The sequence below is a fragment of the Bradyrhizobium sp. CCGUVB23 genome (genome assembly GCF_024199885.1).
Taxonomy (GTDB): domain Bacteria; phylum Pseudomonadota; class Alphaproteobacteria; order Rhizobiales; family Xanthobacteraceae; genus Bradyrhizobium.
Map to the genome: position 1 here is coordinate 10069122 of NZ_JANADQ010000001.1, position 18135 is coordinate 10087256.

16 protein-coding genes are annotated in these 18135 nt (G+C 62.2%); 7 read left to right on the forward strand and 9 right to left on the reverse strand.

Features of this window, described 5'->3' with window-relative positions; genetic code table 11:
* Positions 1–36 precede the first annotated feature (36 nt).
* Positions 37–1095, reverse strand: coding sequence for a YeiH family protein (locus NLN62_RS47400; RefSeq protein ID WP_027521194.1), 1059 nt, complete (start codon positions 1093–1095; stop codon positions 37–39).
* A 185-nt stretch (positions 1096–1280) separates the two neighbouring features.
* A complete protein-coding gene (locus NLN62_RS47405) occupies positions 1281–1727 on the reverse strand; it encodes a hypothetical protein (protein WP_254113241.1) in 447 nt (148 codons plus the stop codon).
* Between NLN62_RS47405 and NLN62_RS47410 the strand changes: the two genes are divergently transcribed.
* Positions 1726–3636, forward strand: coding sequence for an NAD(P)/FAD-dependent oxidoreductase (locus NLN62_RS47410; RefSeq protein WP_254113242.1), 1911 nt, complete (start codon positions 1726–1728; stop codon positions 3634–3636). The two genes, NLN62_RS47405 and NLN62_RS47410, sit on opposite strands and share 2 nt — an antisense overlap.
* Here the strand turns inward: NLN62_RS47410 and NLN62_RS47415 are convergent.
* Together NLN62_RS47415 and ald are read right to left on the reverse strand one after the other, a co-directional pair.
* Positions 3615–3926: a hypothetical protein gene (locus NLN62_RS47415; RefSeq protein WP_254113243.1), complete on the reverse strand. Its 312-nt coding sequence runs from the start codon at positions 3924–3926 to the stop codon at positions 3615–3617. The two genes, NLN62_RS47410 and NLN62_RS47415, sit on opposite strands and share 22 nt — an antisense overlap.
* Positions 3927–4171: 245 nt before the next feature.
* Positions 4172–5287 carry an alanine dehydrogenase gene (gene ald / locus NLN62_RS47420; protein ID WP_254113244.1) on the reverse strand — a complete coding sequence of 372 codons (1116 nt, stop codon included), beginning with the start codon at positions 5285–5287 and terminating at the stop codon, positions 4172–4174.
* A gap of 144 nt (positions 5288–5431) precedes the next feature.
* Here ald and NLN62_RS47425 point away from each other — a divergent pair, with 144 nt between their 5' ends.
* Positions 5432–5911, forward strand: a complete 480-nt coding sequence (locus tag NLN62_RS47425) for an Lrp/AsnC family transcriptional regulator (RefSeq protein ID WP_027521198.1) — start codon at positions 5432–5434, stop codon at positions 5909–5911.
* Positions 5912–6335: 424 nt separating this feature from the next.
* Entirely contained in the window at positions 6336–7625 is a 1290-nt protein-coding gene (locus NLN62_RS47430; protein ID WP_035661138.1) for a patatin-like phospholipase family protein, read from the forward strand.
* Positions 7626–7692: 67 nt separating this feature from the next.
* On the opposite strand, the gene NLN62_RS47435 is transcribed toward NLN62_RS47430, so the two are convergent.
* Positions 7693–11052, reverse strand: a complete 3360-nt coding sequence (locus tag NLN62_RS47435) for an AAA family ATPase (protein WP_254113245.1) — start codon at positions 11050–11052, stop codon at positions 7693–7695.
* Between the two features lie 29 nt (positions 11053–11081).
* Entirely contained in the window at positions 11082–11921 is an 840-nt protein-coding gene (locus NLN62_RS47440) for a universal stress protein (protein ID WP_254113246.1), read from the reverse strand.
* A gap of 637 nt (positions 11922–12558) precedes the next feature.
* On the opposite strand from NLN62_RS47440, the gene NLN62_RS47445 reads away from it, so the two are divergent.
* Together NLN62_RS47445 and NLN62_RS47450 are read left to right on the forward strand one after the other, a co-directional pair.
* Complete coding sequence (locus NLN62_RS47445) at positions 12559–14916, forward strand: Orn/Lys/Arg decarboxylase N-terminal domain-containing protein (protein WP_254113247.1); 2358 nt, start codon at positions 12559–12561, stop codon at positions 14914–14916.
* Between the two features lies 1 nt (position 14917).
* On the forward strand, positions 14918–15496 hold the full coding sequence (locus NLN62_RS47450) for a GNAT family N-acetyltransferase (protein ID WP_027521203.1): 579 nt from the start codon (positions 14918–14920) through the stop codon (positions 15494–15496).
* An 18-nt stretch (positions 15497–15514) separates the two neighbouring features.
* On the opposite strand, the gene NLN62_RS47455 is transcribed toward NLN62_RS47450, so the two are convergent.
* Complete coding sequence (locus tag NLN62_RS47455) at positions 15515–15727, reverse strand: hypothetical protein (RefSeq protein WP_027521204.1); 213 nt, start codon at positions 15725–15727, stop codon at positions 15515–15517.
* 169 nt (positions 15728–15896) lie between these two features.
* Here NLN62_RS47455 and NLN62_RS47460 point away from each other — a divergent pair, with 169 nt between their 5' ends.
* Entirely contained in the window at positions 15897–16178 is a 282-nt protein-coding gene (locus NLN62_RS47460) for a hypothetical protein (protein WP_027521205.1), read from the forward strand.
* A gap of 115 nt (positions 16179–16293) precedes the next feature.
* On the opposite strand, the gene NLN62_RS47465 is transcribed toward NLN62_RS47460, so the two are convergent.
* Positions 16294–16698: a flagellar basal body rod protein FlgC gene (locus NLN62_RS47465; protein WP_245287950.1), complete on the reverse strand. Its 405-nt coding sequence runs from the start codon at positions 16696–16698 to the stop codon at positions 16294–16296.
* Here NLN62_RS47465 and NLN62_RS47470 point away from each other — a divergent pair.
* Positions 16592–16825 carry a hypothetical protein gene (locus tag NLN62_RS47470; protein ID WP_245287953.1) on the forward strand — a complete coding sequence of 78 codons (234 nt, stop codon included), beginning with the start codon at positions 16592–16594 and terminating at the stop codon, positions 16823–16825. The genes NLN62_RS47465 and NLN62_RS47470 overlap by 107 nt on opposite strands.
* A 34-nt stretch (positions 16826–16859) precedes the next feature.
* Here the strand turns inward: NLN62_RS47470 and NLN62_RS47475 are convergent, their stop codons facing one another.
* Entirely contained in the window at positions 16860–17909 is a 1050-nt protein-coding gene (locus NLN62_RS47475) for a hydroxyacid dehydrogenase (protein WP_254113248.1), read from the reverse strand.
* Between the last annotated feature and the right edge of the window lie 226 nt (positions 17910–18135).

Here is an 18135-nt window from a genome sequence, read left to right on the forward strand (position 1 = left end):
CCTCTCCCAGAAGGGAAGAGGTTCAGTGTGCGTTCCTCACTTGAACCAGTGCACCAGTCCGATGCTGATCCCGAGCAGCAGCATCAGCGACAGCGTCACTGCCGCCGTCACGCGTCCCCCGACGTTGGCGAGCACGCGCACGTCGACGCCGAGACCGAGCGCGGCCATGGAGACGACGGTGAGGAAGCTTGTGATCTTCGTCACCGGACCGACTACGGTTGACGGAACGATCTCGAGCGAACGGAGCGTGGCGAGCGCGAGAAAGCCGAGGATGAACCAGGGCACGAGCCGGAAGAAGCCGACGCTGGTCTTCTTCGCTCCGCCCTGCCGGCGCGAAGCAACGAGCGAGAGGCCGACGACGACCGGCCCCAGCATCAACACGCGCATCAGCTTCACGAGCGTTCCGATCTGCGTGCTGACGAGGCCAGCCGGCACGGTCGCCGCGAGCACCTGCGGCACGGCGTAGACGGTCAACCCTGCGAGGATGCCGTATTGCGTCGCCGTCAGTTGCAAAAGCGGGATGAGCAGCGGCAGGCCCAGCACCATCATCACGCCGAGGATCGCGGTGAAGGAGATCGAGGATGCGATCTCGTCATTGTTGGCCCCGATGATCGGCGCCACGGCGGCGATCGCCGAGTTGCCGCAGATGGAATTGCCGCAGGCGATCAGGATCGACAGCCGTGTGGACAGGCCGAGCATGCGGCTTAAGCCAAACGAGACGCAGAGCGCGACCACGACCACGGCGGCGATCGAAGCGAGCAGCGTCACGCCCGAGGCGGCGATCGCGGCAAAGCTGATGGAGGCCCCGAGCAGCATCACCGCGACTTCGAGGAGTTGCTTGGCGCTGAAGGCGACGCCGGCCTGCCAGCGCTCGGACGGCTTCCAGAAGCTGCGTACGGCCATGCCGAGCAGGATCGCCATCACCAGCGCCTCTACATAGGGATGCGCGAAGGCGTGCCGTTCGGTGGCTTCAAGGGCGGCTGAGATGCCGGCAATGCCGATGCAAAGGAGAACGCCCGGAATCAGCGCCACAATGCGGCCGGCAGTGGTCGCCGGTCTTGTGCCGGCTGAAGAGGATGCTTCGTTCTGGGCCACTCAAATCTCCCGAAGGAGAAGATTTTATGCGCGAGAGGGCGCAAGAGGGCAATATATTTTCGATTCCGGCCGGCGGAAGCAAGTAATGTCCTTAAAGGCTATTCTCCTGTGCGCGCAGGCGAGTGCGGCCCAAAGGATGGCCTTCGAGCACATTGCAGACAGAAGGGAGCGGCTGCTCGGATGGCCTAGAAGATCAGGCCCTTGGCCAGGGATGCGACGCGGCTAAAACCGTCGAAAACGCCAGGCTCGAAGAAGGCGGCGCGGGCGAGCACGATGGCCCCGACCAGCGACCAGAACAAACCGGTGCCCGTCCACAGCAGATATTTGGAGGCGCGAGACTGCGGCCGGTCGTCCCTTGCCGGGGCCAGTCGCTCGCCAAAAGGCTCGAAATTTGCGCGTTCCATCGCGAGGCCAATCCACTGAATTCTGAACGGAATGTCGTCGTTTGCGCTTCTCTCGGCAATGGAACTGATTGGCTTTTTTCGCCCCCGCGCGGGAATTTCCTTCCGCGGGAGCAGGCTACAACGATAGCTTTCTTCTTTGGCGGCGTCTGGGCCCAAGCCCCCTGCCCGGTTCGGCAGTAAAGTGCGACGATCGCATTGGTCGCCTTCGCCGGACTTGGGATCATTCATGAACATCGAACTGCCGCGCCAGCACCTCGACCTCGCCTCCGCAATCGCCGAGGGCGACATCCGCTGCCTCCTGATGGTGCTCGTTCACATGACCGGCGACGAGCGCTGGCTCGCCCAGCCCTATTTGCCGAAGCGCGACATCCGTCTCATCCCGGATCCCGAGGCCGGCGTGCCGAGGGACGTGCAGGACGAAATCCGCGCCGCTGTGGTCGGACTCTTTGCCGACGGCCATCCAACACCAGTCATCACCGATCCTGGCGAAGAGCTGCTTCTGAAGATGATGCGTGCCTGCCTTGGCGAGAATGTCGCGCCGGAATATGCGCCGCTGATGCGCGAGGAGATGGGTTTCGCGCCGCGCGAGGCGCGCTGGAGCAGCCGTCCGTCCGACGCGCAATTGGCGGAGCAGCACGTGCTGATCGTCGGCGCCGGCGTCTGCGCCATCGCGCTTGGCGTGGCGCTCGGCCATCTCGGCATTCCCTACACCATCGTCGAAAAGAATGCCGAGCTCGGCGGCACCTGGTGGATCAACCGCTATCCCGGTTGCGGCGTCGACACGCCGAACCACTCCTATTCCTACTCCTTCGGCCCGCGCAACGCGTGGACCCGTTATTTCTGCCAGCGCGAGGAGTTGCTCGATTACCTCAGGAAGGTCGCCGACGAGTTCGGCCTGCGCAAGCATCTGCGGCTGAACACGCAACTGACCTCGTCGCGATGGGACGAGAGCAGGCGCCGCTGGATCTCGACGCTGAGAACGAGCAGCGGCGAAGAGACGTTCGAGTCCACGGCACTCGTCAGCGCGATAGGCCAGCTCAACGATCCCTCCCGCGCCCGGTTCAAAGGCGAGGAGGATTTCAAGGGCCGGATCCTCCATTCGGCGCTGTGGTCGAACGACATCAAGGTCGACGGCAAGCATGTCGCGATCATCGGCACCGGCGCGACCGCGATGCAGCTCGTGCCGGCGATCGCACCCCGCGCTGCTTCCGTCACCGTCTACCAGCGCTCCGCGCAATGGGCGCGACCGGTGAAGGGCTATTCCGATCCAATTACACAGGGCGCGCGCTGGCTGCTCGCGCACCTGCCGTTCTATGTGCAGTGGTACCGCTTCAACATGTTCTGGCGCTATGGCGACGGCCTGTTGCCGTTCCTGCGCAAGGATCCAGCCTGGCCGCATCCGGAGCGTGCGGTCAACAAGGGCAATGACCGGCACCGCCAGGAGTTGACGGACTTCATCCTTTCCGAGCTGAAGGACCGCCCTGACCTGATCGCCAAATGCGTGCCGACCTACCCGCCTTACGGCAAGCGCATCCTGCTCGACAACGACTGGTTCAAGACGCTCACGCGCGGCAATGTCGAGCTGGTCACCGACTCGATCGATCATGTCGATCGCGATGGCATCGTGACATCCGACGGCGAGAACCGCCGGGCCGACATCATCGTGGTCGCGACCGGATTCAAGGTCACCGAGATGGCGGCCCGCCTCGACATCACCGGCCGCGACGGCAGGAATCTCCGCGACGCCTGGGCGGGCGACAATCCGACCGCGTTTCTCGGCCTCACCGTCCCGGGCTTCCCGAACTTCTTCTGCATGCTGGGCCCGAACTCCGGCCCTGCGCATGGCGGCAGCGTGATCTTCCAGTCGGAATGCCAGAGCCGCTACATTTCGGCCTGTCTCGTCGAGATGATGGAAAACAGTGTCGCCGCCATCGACGTCCGCCAGGATGTGCACGACGATTACATCCGGAAGGTCGATGCCGAGCACGAGGCGATGATCTGGACCCATCCGGGCATGACCACCTACTACCGCAATACAAGCGGCCGGGTGTTCTCAGCGATGCCATGGCGCTTCGTGGACTACTGGCGGATGACGCACGATCCGGATCTCGGCGACTACCGCCTGACGAAGGCGTGAACCTGGCGACGCTTGGCTTCGGCCGGCGACTGCGAAGCAGGCGCGGGCCCTGCGCCATCGACCGCGCCGATCCGCGGTGCCTGAGCCTTCGATGTTTGAGGGTTCGGTGCTTGAGTCCTTGGCGTCTGGACGAGAAACGCCGGCGGCTGCGCCGGTCGTTCAGACGCTCGCACGTACGGCTCCCACTTCAGATATTTGGCGCGGCGCTTTTGCGAGATACGATCACGCGTGACATATCCCGCCGCAAACGAGATCGCGGCGACCAGAATGAGGATGAGAACGCCAAGCATTCGGACCGTTCCGTACGAAGATTTCGGATCGTGCCTATCAATGCCAGCAACCTAACCCCGATGTGACCATTTCGAGGAAATTAAGCGACGACGTGAACTGATCCGTGATCCCTGCTTTTCTCGCGTGTAGGAACTTTTGCGCGAGATGTGAAAAGAGCACATTATGAGGCTTACGCCTCTGGAGCGATCGCGCGGAAACGCGCATTGCCTAATGCGCTATCAGCAAGCCCGACGTGACGGCTTCGTCACGCCGCCAGGCTGCTCTCGACCGGCGAGAACGGCAGACCTAGACTCTCCGCTACGGCCTTGTTGGTGATGCGGCCGCGATAGACGTTGAGGCCGTTGCGCAAATGCGCATTCTCGAGCACGGCTGCAAAGCCCTTGCCCGCGAGCATCAGCCCGAACGGCAGCGTGGCATTGTTCAGCGCCTGGCTCGACGTCACCGGAACCGCGCCCGGCATGTTCGCGACACAGTAATGCACGACGCCGTCGACGTCGTAGGTCGGCTCGGCATGGGTCGTCGGACGCGAGGTCTCGAAACAGCCGCCCTGATCGATCGCAACGTCGACCAGCACGGCGCCTGGCCGCATCGGCTTGAGCATCGCGCGCGTAACCAATTTCGGAGCGCTCGCACCGGGTACCAGCACCGCGCCGATCACGACATCAGCGGAAAACACCTCGTCCTCGACGGACTCGATCGTGGAGAAGCGCGTGCGCACGCGCCCAAGGAAGATATCATCCAACTCACGCAGGCGCGGGATGGAACGATCGATCACGGTAACCTCTGCACCAAGACCCGCCGCCATGCGTGCCGCCTGGGTTCCGACGACCCCGCCGCCGAGCACGACGACCCGCGCCGGCTGCACACCGGGCACGCCGCCGAGCAGCACGCCGCGTCCGCCTGCCGAACGCTTGAGCGCGGCGCCGGCCGCCTCGATCGCGAGGCGGCCGGCGACTTCGCTCATCGGCGCGAGCAGAGGGAGCTGGCCGCGCGCGTCAGTGACGGTCTCATAGGCAATGGCAGTGCAGCCGGAGGTGAGCAGCCCCTTGGTCTGCGCGGGGTCGGGCGCGAGATGAAGATAGGTGAAGAGGATCTGGTTCTCGCGAAGCTGCGTCCACTCGCTCTGCTGTGGCTCCTTCACCTTCACGATCATCTCGGACTTGGCAAAGATCTCGCGCGCGCTGCCCGCAATCGAGGCGCCCGCCTTGCGGTAGACTTCGTCGGAGGCGCCGATGCCCTCGCCCGCACCGGTCTCGACCCAGACCTCATGCCCGGCCGCGACATATTCGCGAACGGCGCCCGGGGTCAGCCCGACGCGATATTCCTGCACCTTGATCTCCTTTGGAACACCAACGCGCATAGCGAACTCCTTGCCCTAAAGTCTTGATTCTCCTCTTCATGTTAGCGGCCGCGCCGGTTTGGTTTCGTGCAAATATCGGCTAGTTTCTCCTCGCGGACGCCGGTTTCCGGCGTCGATTGCCCCTTCCACGCGGGAAACGAAACCTTGGCCCTCGACCGAAAAGATCTCGCCATCCTCGCGGAACTCACCACTAATGCGCGAGCCAGTCACACCGAGCTCGCCAACAAGGTCGGCCTGTCGAGTACGGCGCTGGCGCGACGGCAGAAGGCGCTGGAGGATGACGGCTATATCCACGGCTACCAGGCCGCGCTCGATCTCGGGCAATTCGGCCTCACCACGACAGTGCTGGTGCGGATCGCGCTGGAGAGCCAGAGCGACGAGGCGCTGAAGGCCTTCGAGGCCGAGGTGGTGAAATGCCCCTCCGTCGTGCGCTGCTTCCTGATGTCGGGCACCGACGACTACATTTTGATCGTGCTCGCGCGCGACATCCAGGATTTCGAGCGCATCCACCGCACCGAGCTGTCGCGCCTGCCTCGTGTCGCCCGGGTCCAATCGAGCTTCGCCCTACGCGAAGTCGTCAACCGCGCCGTGCCGACCGTGGTCTTCGGCGAGATAAAGCGCTGATTGCGCCATTGCTCCAGTCGCGTCGTCGTACCGCGTCGCGCTCAGCGACTTCCTTCGTGTTCACCACGGATGTCACGATTGGGCTACGGGTACTCTCGTTAGAGATAAACATCTTACGTGAACTGGTTCACAGATGGACGGGTCAGACCGCGATACGCTAACTCAGGTTCTCGGCCGACGTGCGCCAGTGCGGTCAGCATGTTCGAGAATGCGTCTGACATCGACACGCACCGCTCTGTCACACGCATCGTGTTTCACAATGCCGGATCTATGAGCCTGTCTGAATGGGGTTCGATGGCATGCTGTAAGGCCGTGAGCCTGCGGGTGCTTTCCAATAATCCAAGAACGACCAAGCGCTTCACTTTACGCAATTCAGAAGATTGATCGGAGAACAAACTACACGACAAACTAATTGGAGGAACCAATGGTGAAGAGAGCGATAACGCTAGGCGGCGGCGGTCCAGCAGCGGGGCTGCACATCGGGGTTCTGGAAGCTCTTGCCAACGCAGATATCAAGTTTGACGTGTGGGCTTTGTCCTGCATCGGCGCTTGGGTCGGGATCGTCTATAATCAGTTTGATGGAGTTAAGAATACAGATAGGGCGGAAAAGACCTATCAGTTCTTCAAGAACGGCGTGTTCCGAGACGACGAAGGCTACAAGCACTTTCCCATAAACACGGTGTTCGGTCCGGATTGGGAAAGTATCGGCAGGGCAATGACCAGCTTCGTCACAGATCCCAAAACCTATAAGGATTTATGGGACCCACGAGCGATGGCGAGTGCCGTCGGGGAGTCCATGTCGTTCTGGTGCGCTCAACACCCTGAAGCAGACGGCCGGAATAAGTTCGCGATGCCGGACGAAGGCGACATAAACAGATGGATCCTCAATCAGGTGCTGGCACCCAATCCTTTCGTTCGCTACGCCACCTCCATGATGTATCTGTCCCATGTCACCGGCCTCTCCAGGATCAACTATCCAAAAAGCCAGTTCATGAAGAGCATAAATTTCGAGGAGCTGAACAAGCCCGAAAAGCCCCTGATATTTCATAACGCTTGGAATCTTGACGATCACAGGCTCGCGTTGTTTTCCAACCGTCCGATGACCCAGCAGGACAAGGACAAGGAGTACAGGGTTCCGATCAGCGCGTCGAGCTTGTGTGCATGTTCAGCCCTTCCCTTCATCGAGGAAACGGTGAAGATCGATGGCGCTACTTACTGCGAGGGAGCGCTGGTCGACACGGTCAACTTTGAGAGTTTGATCCAGGAGCACCGCAAGCAAGGCGAGGAGCTGGACGAAATATGGGTGAGCCGAATCGTCGATTCGAAGCAAGTCCGCAAACCGAAAGACCTTCACGATGCCCTGGCAAATCTCTGCCAATTGTTCGCGGCGACCGTTGGCGAAGATGACGTCAGGCTCTTCAAATACCACGTGCGGTTCGACGGAAAAAAGGAGGATCGGTGGCAAGGCACCATCGTGGAGATTCACGTACCGGGGCACATCAGTTTCAAATGGAATCACAGCAACCTGGACGCTGGGCGCAAGTTGGGGAAAGCCGCTGCGGAACAAGCGATCGACGCATACAAGGTACATCAAAACGGTACGCCGCCTCCCGGACCGCACTTCATAAACGAGAATCCGGCGAAGGACCACAAGGATGGGTGGCAAGGGGTGCAAAATACCTATCGAGAATGTCAACAGCAATTGGATGCATGACGCCAGATAGAGCGGCTTTGCGACCGACGTGCTGAGCAAGGCCACCACACCCGTAGTCCAAGCAGAATTACCGCAGCCGGTCGAGCAACATCTTTGCTTGCCTTAGATCCTGCGTTTCAAGTCCCTCGCTGAACCCGGCGTAGATGGGGGCGAGCAGGTCAAGCGCCTCCTCGCGCCTGCCCTGATCGATCCACAAGGCGGCAAGGTCTACTGCAACTCGAATTTCGAGGGCCTTGGCGTGTTGGCTTCTTGCAATCGTCAAACCATGATCGAGGATCGATTGCGCCTCGGCGCCGGCCTGCGGAACGCCATGGAGGAGCAACGCGCGCGCCTTCAGTCGGTAGAGCTCGGCCTCAAATATCCGTTCGCTGTTGCGGCTGGTTGTAGCGAGGCCCTGTTCGATCAGCTCCAGCGTAGCTTCGTATTGATGGCTCGACAACAGGGCCGGACTCAGGAGCACGTATAGTGCAGTGATGCCGAGCTGATAGCCCGCGCTGCGATATTCGTTCATCGCAGTCCGGATTTCCGCGAGCGCAGCGGACGACGGATCAAGAAAGCTGGCACTTATCCCCCGGACGGCGCGCGCCAATCCTCGCCATTGCCGGAATCCGTGCTCCTCTGACAAGGCGAGACAGCGTTCGGCATAGCGGTGCGTGGCGAGGAACTCGCCCCGCAGAGCGTGGAGAATGGACGCATAGTAACATGCATAGGCCTGCGAATGCGGATGACTGGTGTCGTCGGCACGCTGAATGGCGGCATTTATACGTGCAACTGCAGTATCGGCGCGGCCCAGCAGCCAGAGCACCCATGACATCAGGGCAAGGTCGGCCACGCCCGCGTCCTGGCCGGCGGCACGCGCCGCCAATCTGTCCTGCTCGCTGCTCGCCTCGAATGCTTCGTAGGCCCGTTCGATCACGTCGTGGGCGCCCGTGAGATGTCCCATGAAAAGGCGAATCATCCCCTGCCCGCGCATCGCGTTGAGCAACGTTGGTCGATCGCCGCGGGCCTCCGCGAGATCGAGCAGTGCCGAGATCATTTCCTCGGCGACCGGCAACTCACCACGAATGACGCTCGCAGTGGTCAACCAAAACATGATTTGTAGTTGCTCGGGGGGATCTCCGAGGCGCTGGCACAGTTCGCGCGCGCGAGCGAAGGTCGCCACCGCATGTGGCGAGGCCGGCCCCTCGGTAGCGATCAGGCACGGTCCCAGCGCGAATTGGAAATCGAGCTCCCGTCTGTCCCTCTGTGCGCTGTCGGCCAAATGGGTCGAGACCTCGATGCCTTTCCGCAAGTGTGCGATGGCTTCGAGGTTGGCGGAGCGCATGGCCGCCTTCTTGCCCGCCTGAAGCCAATATCCTCCTGCCTTTTCGAACAGTCCCGCCTCCGTAAGGTGGAGTGCGAGAGTCTCGGGTTGTGTCTCCACAATTTCCGGGAACCGTTCTTCGAAGACGTCTGCTATGGTGGCATGCAGCGCTGCGCGTCGGCTCTTCAGAAGCCCCGCTTCGGCCGCGTCCCGCACGAGCGCATGCTTGAAGGTATAGACCGCACGAGGTATCTCGCCCCGGCAGAATATCAATTCCGCCCGAACCAACGTGGCAAGCGCCTCCTCAAGCCTTTGTCTTGGCAGCCCGGCAACAGCGCTCAGCAGTTCGTAAGAGAACTCGCGTCCTACGACTGCGCCGATCTGAGCCACGTCCTTCACTGGGGCCAATCGGTCAAGTCTGGCCATCAGCGATGCGTTCAATGTCGTTGGAATCGCCATCGAGGGTAGCGGACGGCTGAGCATGTAGTGGTCGTCCCGCTCCTGCAACAGCCCCGTTTCGAGCACGGCCTTCGTCAGTTCCTCGACGAACAGTGGCACACCGTCGGTACGGGCGAGGATCTGGTCCATGACCTCCTCCGGGAGCGTCTTGCCGGCAGTGATGCGCTCGACCAATGCCGCCCCGTTGCGCCGATTCAGTCGTGTGAGCGAAACCGTCGTCACGTGCGCATGACCAGGCCATGGCGGCGTAAACTCTGGTCTCGCGGTGATGAGCAGCAGCACTCGAAGTCGCGGCACTCTCTCCAGTGTAACCGTAAGCAGCTCCAGCGAGGTCGGGTCCGCCCAATGGGCATCCTCGAAGATGAGGAACACTGGCTGCCGCGCCGCCAATGCCTCGAGCTGAGCCAAGAACGCCGCCAGCGTCATTTCCTTGCGTTTCTGCGGACTCAGTTCGGGCAGGCGATAGCGGTCACTGATCGGCAGCGACAGAAGGTTGGCCAGAGCCGGCACCACGCGGTCTACGTCAGCGCCAGACCGCAAGAGCAGAGCTTCAAGCTTGGCGAACTTTTCCGTCGGAGTCTCGCCTCGCTCGAATCGGGTGGCACGCTCGAGGTTGGCGATTAGTGGATACAGCGCACTGTTGGTGTGGTGCGCCGAGCAGAAATGGCGCACCGTGATGTGTGGTTCCGCCCGGAGTCGCTCTTGAAGCGCCAGCGCGATGTGCGACTTACCAATACCTGGCTCTCCAGTTAGAACCACCACACAGCCTTCGCCTGACGCGGCATGCTGCCAGCGCCGCAACAGCATCTCGATCTCCTCGTTACGCCCAATGAGCGGTGTCAATCGAGTCTTGCGTTGCGCCTCGAAACGGCTTTCCACACCGCTTATCCCGAGCACCTGCCAGGCCGGTATCGGCTCCGCCCAACCCTTGAGCGCGATAGAGCCGAGATCGCCGTATTCGAAGTATCCGGCGGTGAGCTGGTGCGTACTCTCGGAAATCAGCACCATACCGGGCTCGGCGAACTGCTGCAGGCGAGCAGCCAGGTTCGGTGTTTCACCAATGACCGCCTGCTCCTTGGCGGAGCCTTCGCCGGTCAGATCGCCCACGACTACCATGCCGGTGGCGATCCCAACGCGGACCTGTAGCTTGGCGCCGAAATCTATCCGGAGGTTGGCTACGGCATCGACCAGCGCCAACCCCGCGCGTGTCGCCTGCTCGGCATCGTCCTCGTGCGCCTGGGGGTAGCCGAAATAGGCAAGCACGCCATCCCCCATGTACCGCGCGATGATGCCCTCATTCCGCGCGACGATCTCCGCGATGCAGTCGTGATAGGCGCCGATTACCGAGCGTAAGTCCTCTGGATCCAGTCGGGCAGCAAGCGCCGACGAATCCACCAGATCGCAAAACATGACCGTGAGTTGGCGCCGCTCGGCGCTGTCCCGCGGCGCTGGTTTGGCGCTCCTTTGGGCCGATACAAGGACTTCACCCTTAAGTTCTGCAATCGCGCGCAGAATCTTTCGCCGGTGACCAAGCAGGACGCCGAGGTCCTTGAGGTCCTGCTCTGTGAGATCGCTGACGACCGAGAGGTCGATCGCGTGCTCGGCGAAACGCTGGGCGTACTCTCCCAAACCAATCGATGCTAGCCACTCTGCAATACCGGTCATGGCATACCTACGGCCTGTGCGATACGATGCTAATGCGCCAGCAGGACAGGCAAATCCGCGTGCTCCATGACATGGCTGGTGGCACCGCCGAATATCATTTGCCGCAACCTGTTGCGGGTGAAGGCTCCCTTTATCAGGAGATCGCAGCCCTGAGCTCTGGCCGCATCGAGGACCGCCTCGCCGGTGTTGCGATCTCCCAGTTCAACGCTCACCAGTTTGGCGGGAATGTCATTGTACTGCAATTGGCGAACTATCTGGTCCGCGGATGGGCCTGCCACGTCCTGTCCGCCAATCACCCTCAGCAACGTAACCCTTTCGGCCAAACGAAGCAGCGGCATCGCAAATGCGTTTGCACGAGCCTGTTCGGTACTCCCGTTCCAGTGGATCACGATGTTTGTCGCAATGCTTCTCGGCACGTCTGGTGGTGCCAGCAGGACAGGCCTGCCACTCTCGAACAGCGCAGACTCAATGACGCGGCGGTGAGGGCCGGCGGCATCCACGTCGGACCGCGGCATTACGATGATGTCGAAAGCACGTCCATAACTTCCGACAAAATCCTCACCTTCAGGTGCATTATCGAACCAGTCGAAGCATGGCCGGTTCGAGCTTGCGGTCGCCTTCGGAACCTCGTGCTTCAACATGAACGCCTCGAATGAACGACGCAGTTCGGCGATCTCCTCCTCACTCCTCTCATGGTACGAATCCAAGGAGAGGCCGGTAGCCAACTCTGCGACGACATATTGAGGTATGCTGAACCGGAGCGGAAAACCTTCGACATAGGCGCCAGTCCGTTGCGCCAGTCGTACCGCGACCTCGAGCGCGGATGTCATCATCGCCATGTTGTAGATCGGTACTAGAATCGTTTTCATTCTCAACCCCCATGCTGGACACAAATCTCAGATGCGGCGCTGCTCATCTCCCAATGCAGTGACTTCCGAATGCTAGCTGTTGCCGAGGCAGACCGTTGGTGAGGCGCCAGCCATCCAGCACCCGGCGGCTTCTCGACCTCCATTTGGCGCCGCCTCACTTTATGATAGTATTGCCTGACGCGCCATTCGATGTCAGGCTGGCAAATAACGTCGTCTCTCCAACGGCGATCGCCACCTGCGTCCTTTCATCGTTCACTGGCAATCAAGAACGCACCGGGTGGCATCGCGACGGTCTTCTGCATCGTCGCGGAGTCTCAGTTTGACCACTACAAGAAGCGGTTGGCTGCTCGCTGCTCCGCTCTGAGAAGAGGCGCGAAAGCAACCATTGCTGATCGTCCAGTTGGGCCGGACGCAATCATTGTGATCGCTCCTGGCCCCTCGGGCACATCACCGCGTCGGCTGCGAAGACGCTCCAAAGGACGCCCCGTGCCGCCAACCTCATGTCCGCTGGAAAGCCACGCGTCGCCTGCCCCTACAAACAGAGACGTCGGCAGCGGCCTCCCATCAGGGACGACGCTGTCATCGAACTGTCATCGAATATGCCGAGAGCTGTTGGCTTCGCTATTCGGGACCCACCATGGACTATTTCAAGCGCTTCAACTTCCTGTTCGCCGCCCCGGTGTTCGATGCCGACGACCTCGAGGGCATCCGCTTCAACCAGATCATCGAGGAGATCCAGCGCTCCGGCTTCGAGGTCGTGAGGGCCCGCAAGCTCGAGGATGCCGAGATCGCCGTGCAGACAGACGCCGCCATCGGCTGCATGGTGGTCGACTGGGGCAAGAAGGGGCTGGAGGGCAAGACCGCCGCCCTGATCAACCTGATGCGTCGCCGCGGTCTCGACTTCCCGATCATCCTCCTGATCCGCCGCAAGCGCTTCGAGGACCTGCCGGTCGAGGTGCTCGACTTTATCGACGGCTACGTCTTCCTGTCCGAGGAGACCCCGCCCTTCATCGCCAAGAACCTGATCAGCCGGCTCAAGCAATATGCGGAGACGCTGAAGACGCCGTTCTTCGGCGCGCTGGTCGACTATGCCGAGGAAGGCAACCAGCTCTGGACCTGCCCCGGCCACAATGGCGGCATGTTCTATAGCCGCAGCCCGATCGGCCGTGTCTTCGTCGAGCATCTCGGCGAGTCCGTATTTCGCGACGACCTCGACAATTCCGTGCTCGATCTCGGCGATCTCCTCACCCACGAAGGACCGGCGCTGAAAGCGCAGAAGGAAGCCGCCCAAATCTTCGGTGCGGAAAAGACCTATTTCGTGCTCAACGGCACCTCGACCTCCAACAAGGTTGCACTCGGCGCACTCGTCACCGACGGTGACCTCGTGCTGTTCGATCGGAACAACCACAAGGCTGCCCATCACGGCGCGCTGATGATCAATGGCGGCATCCCTGTCTACGTGCCGACCATCCGCAATGCCTGGGGCCTGATCGGCCCGATGCGCTGGGAGGAACTCGACGAGAAGGCCTTGCGCGAGGCGATCCGCAATCATCCGCTGGTCAGCGATCGCGACGCCTGGCGCAGGGAACGGCCGTTCCGCGTCGCCGTCGTCGAACAATGCACCTATGACGGCACGATCCACAGCGCCGAGATGATCTTGAAGCGCATCGGCCACCTCTGCGACTACATCCTGTTCGACGAGGCCTGGGCCGGCTTCATGAAGTTTCATCCGCTCTATGCCGGGCGTTTTGCTATGGGTCTGTCGGGCCTCACGCCAGACGCACCCGGCATCATCGCGACGCAGTCGACCCACAAGCAGCTCGCGAGCTTCTCGCAGGCGTCCCAGATCCACATCAGGGACCGCCATATCCGCGGCCAGAAGCGGCGCGTCGAGCACCGCCGCTTCAACGAAAGCTTTATGCAGCACGCCTCGACTTCGCCGTTCTATCCGCTGTTCGCCTCCCTCGACGTCGGCGCGCAGATGATGAAGGGCCGCTCGGGCGAGGTGCTGTGGGACGACACGATCCGCCTCGGCATCGAACTGCGCAAGAAGATCCGCGCCATGCGCCGCGAGTTCGAGGAGAAAGAGCAGAACGTCGAGCGGCGCTGGTTCTTCGAGCCGTTCGTCCCCGATCGCGTTGCCATTCCGGATGTGAGCCGGCCGGGCGCCGCGCATAACGTCGCCTGGGAGACGCTCTCGACCGACGAGCTTGCCACCAATCCCGCGCTTTGGCAGCTCGGTCCCGACAGCACCTGGCATGGCTTCCCCGGCATGACCGAGGGCTTTGCCATGATCGACCCGAACAAGCTGACGCTGCTGACGCCAGGGTTCGATCGCGCCACCGGCACCTATGCCGAACACGGCATCCCCGCCCCCGTCGTCGCGCAATACTTGCGCGAGAATCGCATCGTTGCCGAGAAGAACGACCTCAACTCCCTGCTCTTCCTGCTGACGCCGGGCGTCGAGGCTAGCAAGGCTGGCACGCTGATCTCGGGGCTCGTCGCGTTCAAGAAGCTGCACGACGACAATACGCTGCTCGCGGACGCCATCCCCGAATTCTATCAACGACGGCAGGCGCGCTATGCCGGCGTGCGGCTGCGCGACCTCTGTGCGGAGATGCACCGCTTCTTCCGCAAGGCCGACGTCAGTGCGCTCCAGGCGCGTCAGTTCCTGCCTGAGCACCTCCCGGAGATCGCGCTGTCGCCGCGCGACGCCGCGCGCTGCCTGATCCGCAACGATGTCGACTATCTGCCGATCGAGGCCATCGCCGGCCGCATCGCGACGACGCCTTTCGTGGTCTATCCTCCCGGTATCGCCACCATCGTGCCCGGCGAGCGGCTCACGGAACGCGCGAAACCCATGATCGATTATCTCAAGATGTTCGAAACCTGCTTCAACACGTTTCCAGGCTTCGACGTCGAAATCCAGGGTGTCTACAAGGAGGTCGACGCCGCCGGCCGTATCGGGCTCTATACCTACGTGGTGGCCGAGTAGCATGAACGAAACCAGTGCAATGCGCACGAACGATGAGCCGGTCCTGGTCCGGCCCTCGCGCGACAGCGACGTCGAGGCGATGCTGGCGATCTACCGCCATCACGTCCGCCACGGCGTGGCGAAGGACGTCGAGGGCACCGGCGCGCCCGAGCCCGACGATCTGCGCGACCGGCGCAAGAATCTGCGGCAGACGCGCCTCCCCCACCTGGTCGCGACCTGGCGCGGCGAGGTGATCGGCTATGCCTATGCCGTGCTGTTTCGCAAGCGCCCGGCCTATCGCTACACCGCCAAGCACTCGATCTACGTCCATCACGACCATCTCGGCCGCGGTGTCGGACGCCTGCTGCTTCAGGAGTTGGTCGACGCTTGCGCCGCGGCCGGCTTCCGCCAGATGATCGGCTATATCGACGCCGACAATGCGCCTTCACTGGCGCTGCACGAAAAATTCGGCTTTGCCCGGGTCGGGTTGTTGTGCGGGGTCGCCTACCGCCATGGCCGCTGGTCCGATACCGTCATGGTGCAGCGATCGCTCGGCGCCGGCGCGACTGCGGCGCCGCCTGCGTCCATCCTCAGCCGCTGAACGCGCCGGACCTCCGCCTCAGGACGGAAAATCGGCCGCCTTCACATGAATACGATCCGCATGCAGGGACCAGTGATGTAACGCCTGGTCCTTGCAGAATTTCAGCTTGGCCTGCTCGGTCGCTTCGCGTTCACAGGAAGCGTCGATTTCCAGGGTTCCCTGGCAGACCTCACTCTGCCGGCCGTACTCACCGAGCACGTCCTTCATGAACCTGACGACATAGCGTGACATGGGACCTCCTGCTGCCCCGGCAGCACTCTAATCCTAATTACCCCGAAAGGGGTAAGGAGATTTTGAGAAGGATCAAACTGAGGCCGCTTCCCGGACCCAATCCCGATCCGTCAGCCGCCGCGCCTTATCGTCGCGTGACCCCAAACGTCTTCCGGAAGCGCTCGGCGTAATGCGGCCGGGCACGCATCTGGACCTCGTCGGCGGCTACACGCCACAAACCCGCAAGGTTGATGACGAGGCAGCAAAGATATCGCGTGCGTTCGTGGACCGGCGGGAATCCGCCTTTCACGGCGTTGGTGACATCCTGCAACCGATCGCGAGCGGCGCGATCAGCGAGAAAGACGTCCTCGGAGATCTCTGCGATCTCGCCAGCGGTCGCGTGCAAGGACGCACCTCACCGTCCGACATCACCTTCTTCGGAACGCGGGCGGCGGCCATCTCGACCTCATGACTTGCGAGGCCGCGTTCCAGCAGCTCGGCGCAAAGCTGGGGTAGAGGCCCTACCCCGGCGTCGCGCCGGTGGAGGCGGACGAGCGAAGGCTGGCAAGACAGGCCGACATCACCCGTCACGTGTCGATGTCGAGGAGCGACTCTGTCGTTTCCGAGTAGGCCTGAATGACCTTCGCATTGGCAATGAAGCTGTATTTTGCGGTCGTCAACTCGACGAATTCCCCGGCGAGATCGACATTCGGCGCTGCGACCAGACCATCATGGTTTGCGAAGGGAGCGCCTGGGTCGGATTGGGCGGTGAAGCTCGGCGACACCGTCGACACGGTCGCAACCGTACCGCCCGGCATCGAGCCGCTCGATTGGGCGACCTGATCGACTCGCAATGGCACATAAGCCGCGGGAAAAGTCGGAGCAATGCCCGAGCTGCCCGCACCGGCCGACGTGCTCGATCCGCCCGACGCGGGTAACGGGCCGGTCGTGTTAACATTGGCGATGTTGCTCGCGGCCACGCTTACGCGCAAACTCGCCGCAGAAAGTCCGGATGTCGCAATCGAAGGTATGCTCATGAACCCTGATCTACAGGACAAGTCATACGCGTTCATTCACGCCATCGGTAAAATCCGCCGCTTTCTGTTCTCATCCTCGTAACCAACGATCGGAGCGCAATCAGACTTCGCGCGCCCTACCCCGGCGTCACGCCAAAAGCCTGCTTGAAGCGCTCGGCGTAGCGCAGCCAGACCTCGGGGTTGATGATGCGGGGCGGCCGCTTGCCGTCGAGCGCATCGAGAACCTGCTCGGCGGCGATGCGTCCCATGTTCTGGCGGGCCTCCCGGGTCACGCCCGCGGTATGCGGGCTCGCCAGCACATTGTCGAGCTGAAGGAGCGGATGCTCCGGCGGCGGCGGCTCCTTGGACCAGACGTCGAGGCCGGCGCCGGCGATGCGCTGGTCGCGCAGGGCCCGGAGCAGCGCACCCTCGTCATGGATGAATCCGCGCGCAGTGGTGACGAAATAGGCGTGCGGCTGCATCAGCGAAAATTCGCGGACGCCGATCATGCCGCGGCTCTCCTTGGTCAGCGGACAGGAGATCGAGACGAAGTCGGACCGGCGCAGAAGTTCGTCGAGCTCGACCTTCTCCCCGCCCCGCGCGGCCATCTCGCCTGCAGAAAGATAGGGATCGTAAGCCAGGACCTTCATGCCCAGCAGGGTGTTGCAGAGCGCGGCGATGCGGCGGCCGACATTGCCGAGCCCGACGATGCCGATTGTCTTGCCCCCGACCTCGTTGCCGATGAGATCGTTGCGGTTGACGTCGCGCTCGCGCCGCAGACGGCGATCCGACTGGATGATGCGCTTCGACAGGGTGAGCATCATCGCGAGCGCGTGTTCAGCCACCGAATGGGCGTTGCCGCCGGACTGGTTGACGACAAGCACGCCCGCCGCCGTGCAGGCCTCGACATCGACCGGATCGAAGCCGGCGCCGTTGGAGGAGACGATCAGCAGGTTCGGCGCGCGTTTCAGCAGCCCGGCCTGGGCATGGAAATGGGGAGCGAGCTCGTCGCGCGCGGCGCCGATCTGATAGACATGCGCGGCCTCCAGAATCGGCGCGTAGAATTCTTCCGGGCTTTCATTCTCGATGCGATCGAGCCGGACGTCACTCCGCGCCTTCAGGACGTCGACATAGATCGGATGTGCGAGATATTTGACGTAGAAGACGCGCTTGGTGTTGACAGGCATCGACAGGCTTCCGGCTCCTGAAAAGGAGGCACGCAGGGCCGGCGCCGCTTTGCGCCCGCTCCGGCCATCCTCCCGCAGTTCTCGTTGTGACTGGTTATGACATGGCGGTGCCGGCCACGGCAGCGCACCGGGCGCAGACCACCGTGGCAGCCCGGACATGTTGACAATCCCACCCAGCGCGTCAAGTTCGAGACCAAGGCGCCTATGAAGCGGCACCACGCATAGA

What these genes read in the sequence shown, in the direction of transcription:
- NLN62_RS47410 (WP_254113242.1), top strand. Translation starts at nt 1,726, where the DNA reads ATGAACATCGAACTGCCGCGCCAGCACCTCGACCTCGCCTCCGCAATC.
- NLN62_RS47405 (WP_254113241.1), bottom strand. Translation starts at nt 1,727, where the DNA reads ATGAATGATCCCAAGTCCGGCGAAGGCGACCAATGCGATCGTCGCACT.
- NLN62_RS47415 (WP_254113243.1), bottom strand. Translation starts at nt 3,926, where the DNA reads ATGCTTGGCGTTCTCATCCTCATTCTGGTCGCCGCGATCTCGTTTGCG.
- ald (WP_254113244.1), bottom strand. Translation starts at nt 5,287, where the DNA reads ATGCGCGTTGGTGTTCCAAAGGAGATCAAGGTGCAGGAATATCGCGTC.
- NLN62_RS47430 (WP_035661138.1), top strand. Translation starts at nt 6,336, where the DNA reads ATGGTGAAGAGAGCGATAACGCTAGGCGGCGGCGGTCCAGCAGCGGGG.
- NLN62_RS47435 (WP_254113245.1), bottom strand. Translation starts at nt 11,052, where the DNA reads ATGACCGGTATTGCAGAGTGGCTAGCATCGATTGGTTTGGGAGAGTAC.
- NLN62_RS47440 (WP_254113246.1), bottom strand. Translation starts at nt 11,921, where the DNA reads ATGAAAACGATTCTAGTACCGATCTACAACATGGCGATGATGACATCC.
- NLN62_RS47445 (WP_254113247.1), top strand. Translation starts at nt 12,559, where the DNA reads ATGGACTATTTCAAGCGCTTCAACTTCCTGTTCGCCGCCCCGGTGTTC.
- NLN62_RS47450 (WP_027521203.1), top strand. Translation starts at nt 14,918, where the DNA reads ATGAACGAAACCAGTGCAATGCGCACGAACGATGAGCCGGTCCTGGTC.
- NLN62_RS47455 (WP_027521204.1), bottom strand. Translation starts at nt 15,727, where the DNA reads ATGTCACGCTATGTCGTCAGGTTCATGAAGGACGTGCTCGGTGAGTAC.
- NLN62_RS47460 (WP_027521205.1), top strand. Translation starts at nt 15,897, where the DNA reads ATGCGGCCGGGCACGCATCTGGACCTCGTCGGCGGCTACACGCCACAA.
- NLN62_RS47470 (WP_245287953.1), top strand. Translation starts at nt 16,592, where the DNA reads ATGCCCGAGCTGCCCGCACCGGCCGACGTGCTCGATCCGCCCGACGCG.
- NLN62_RS47475 (WP_254113248.1), bottom strand. Translation starts at nt 17,909, where the DNA reads ATGCCTGTCAACACCAAGCGCGTCTTCTACGTCAAATATCTCGCACAT.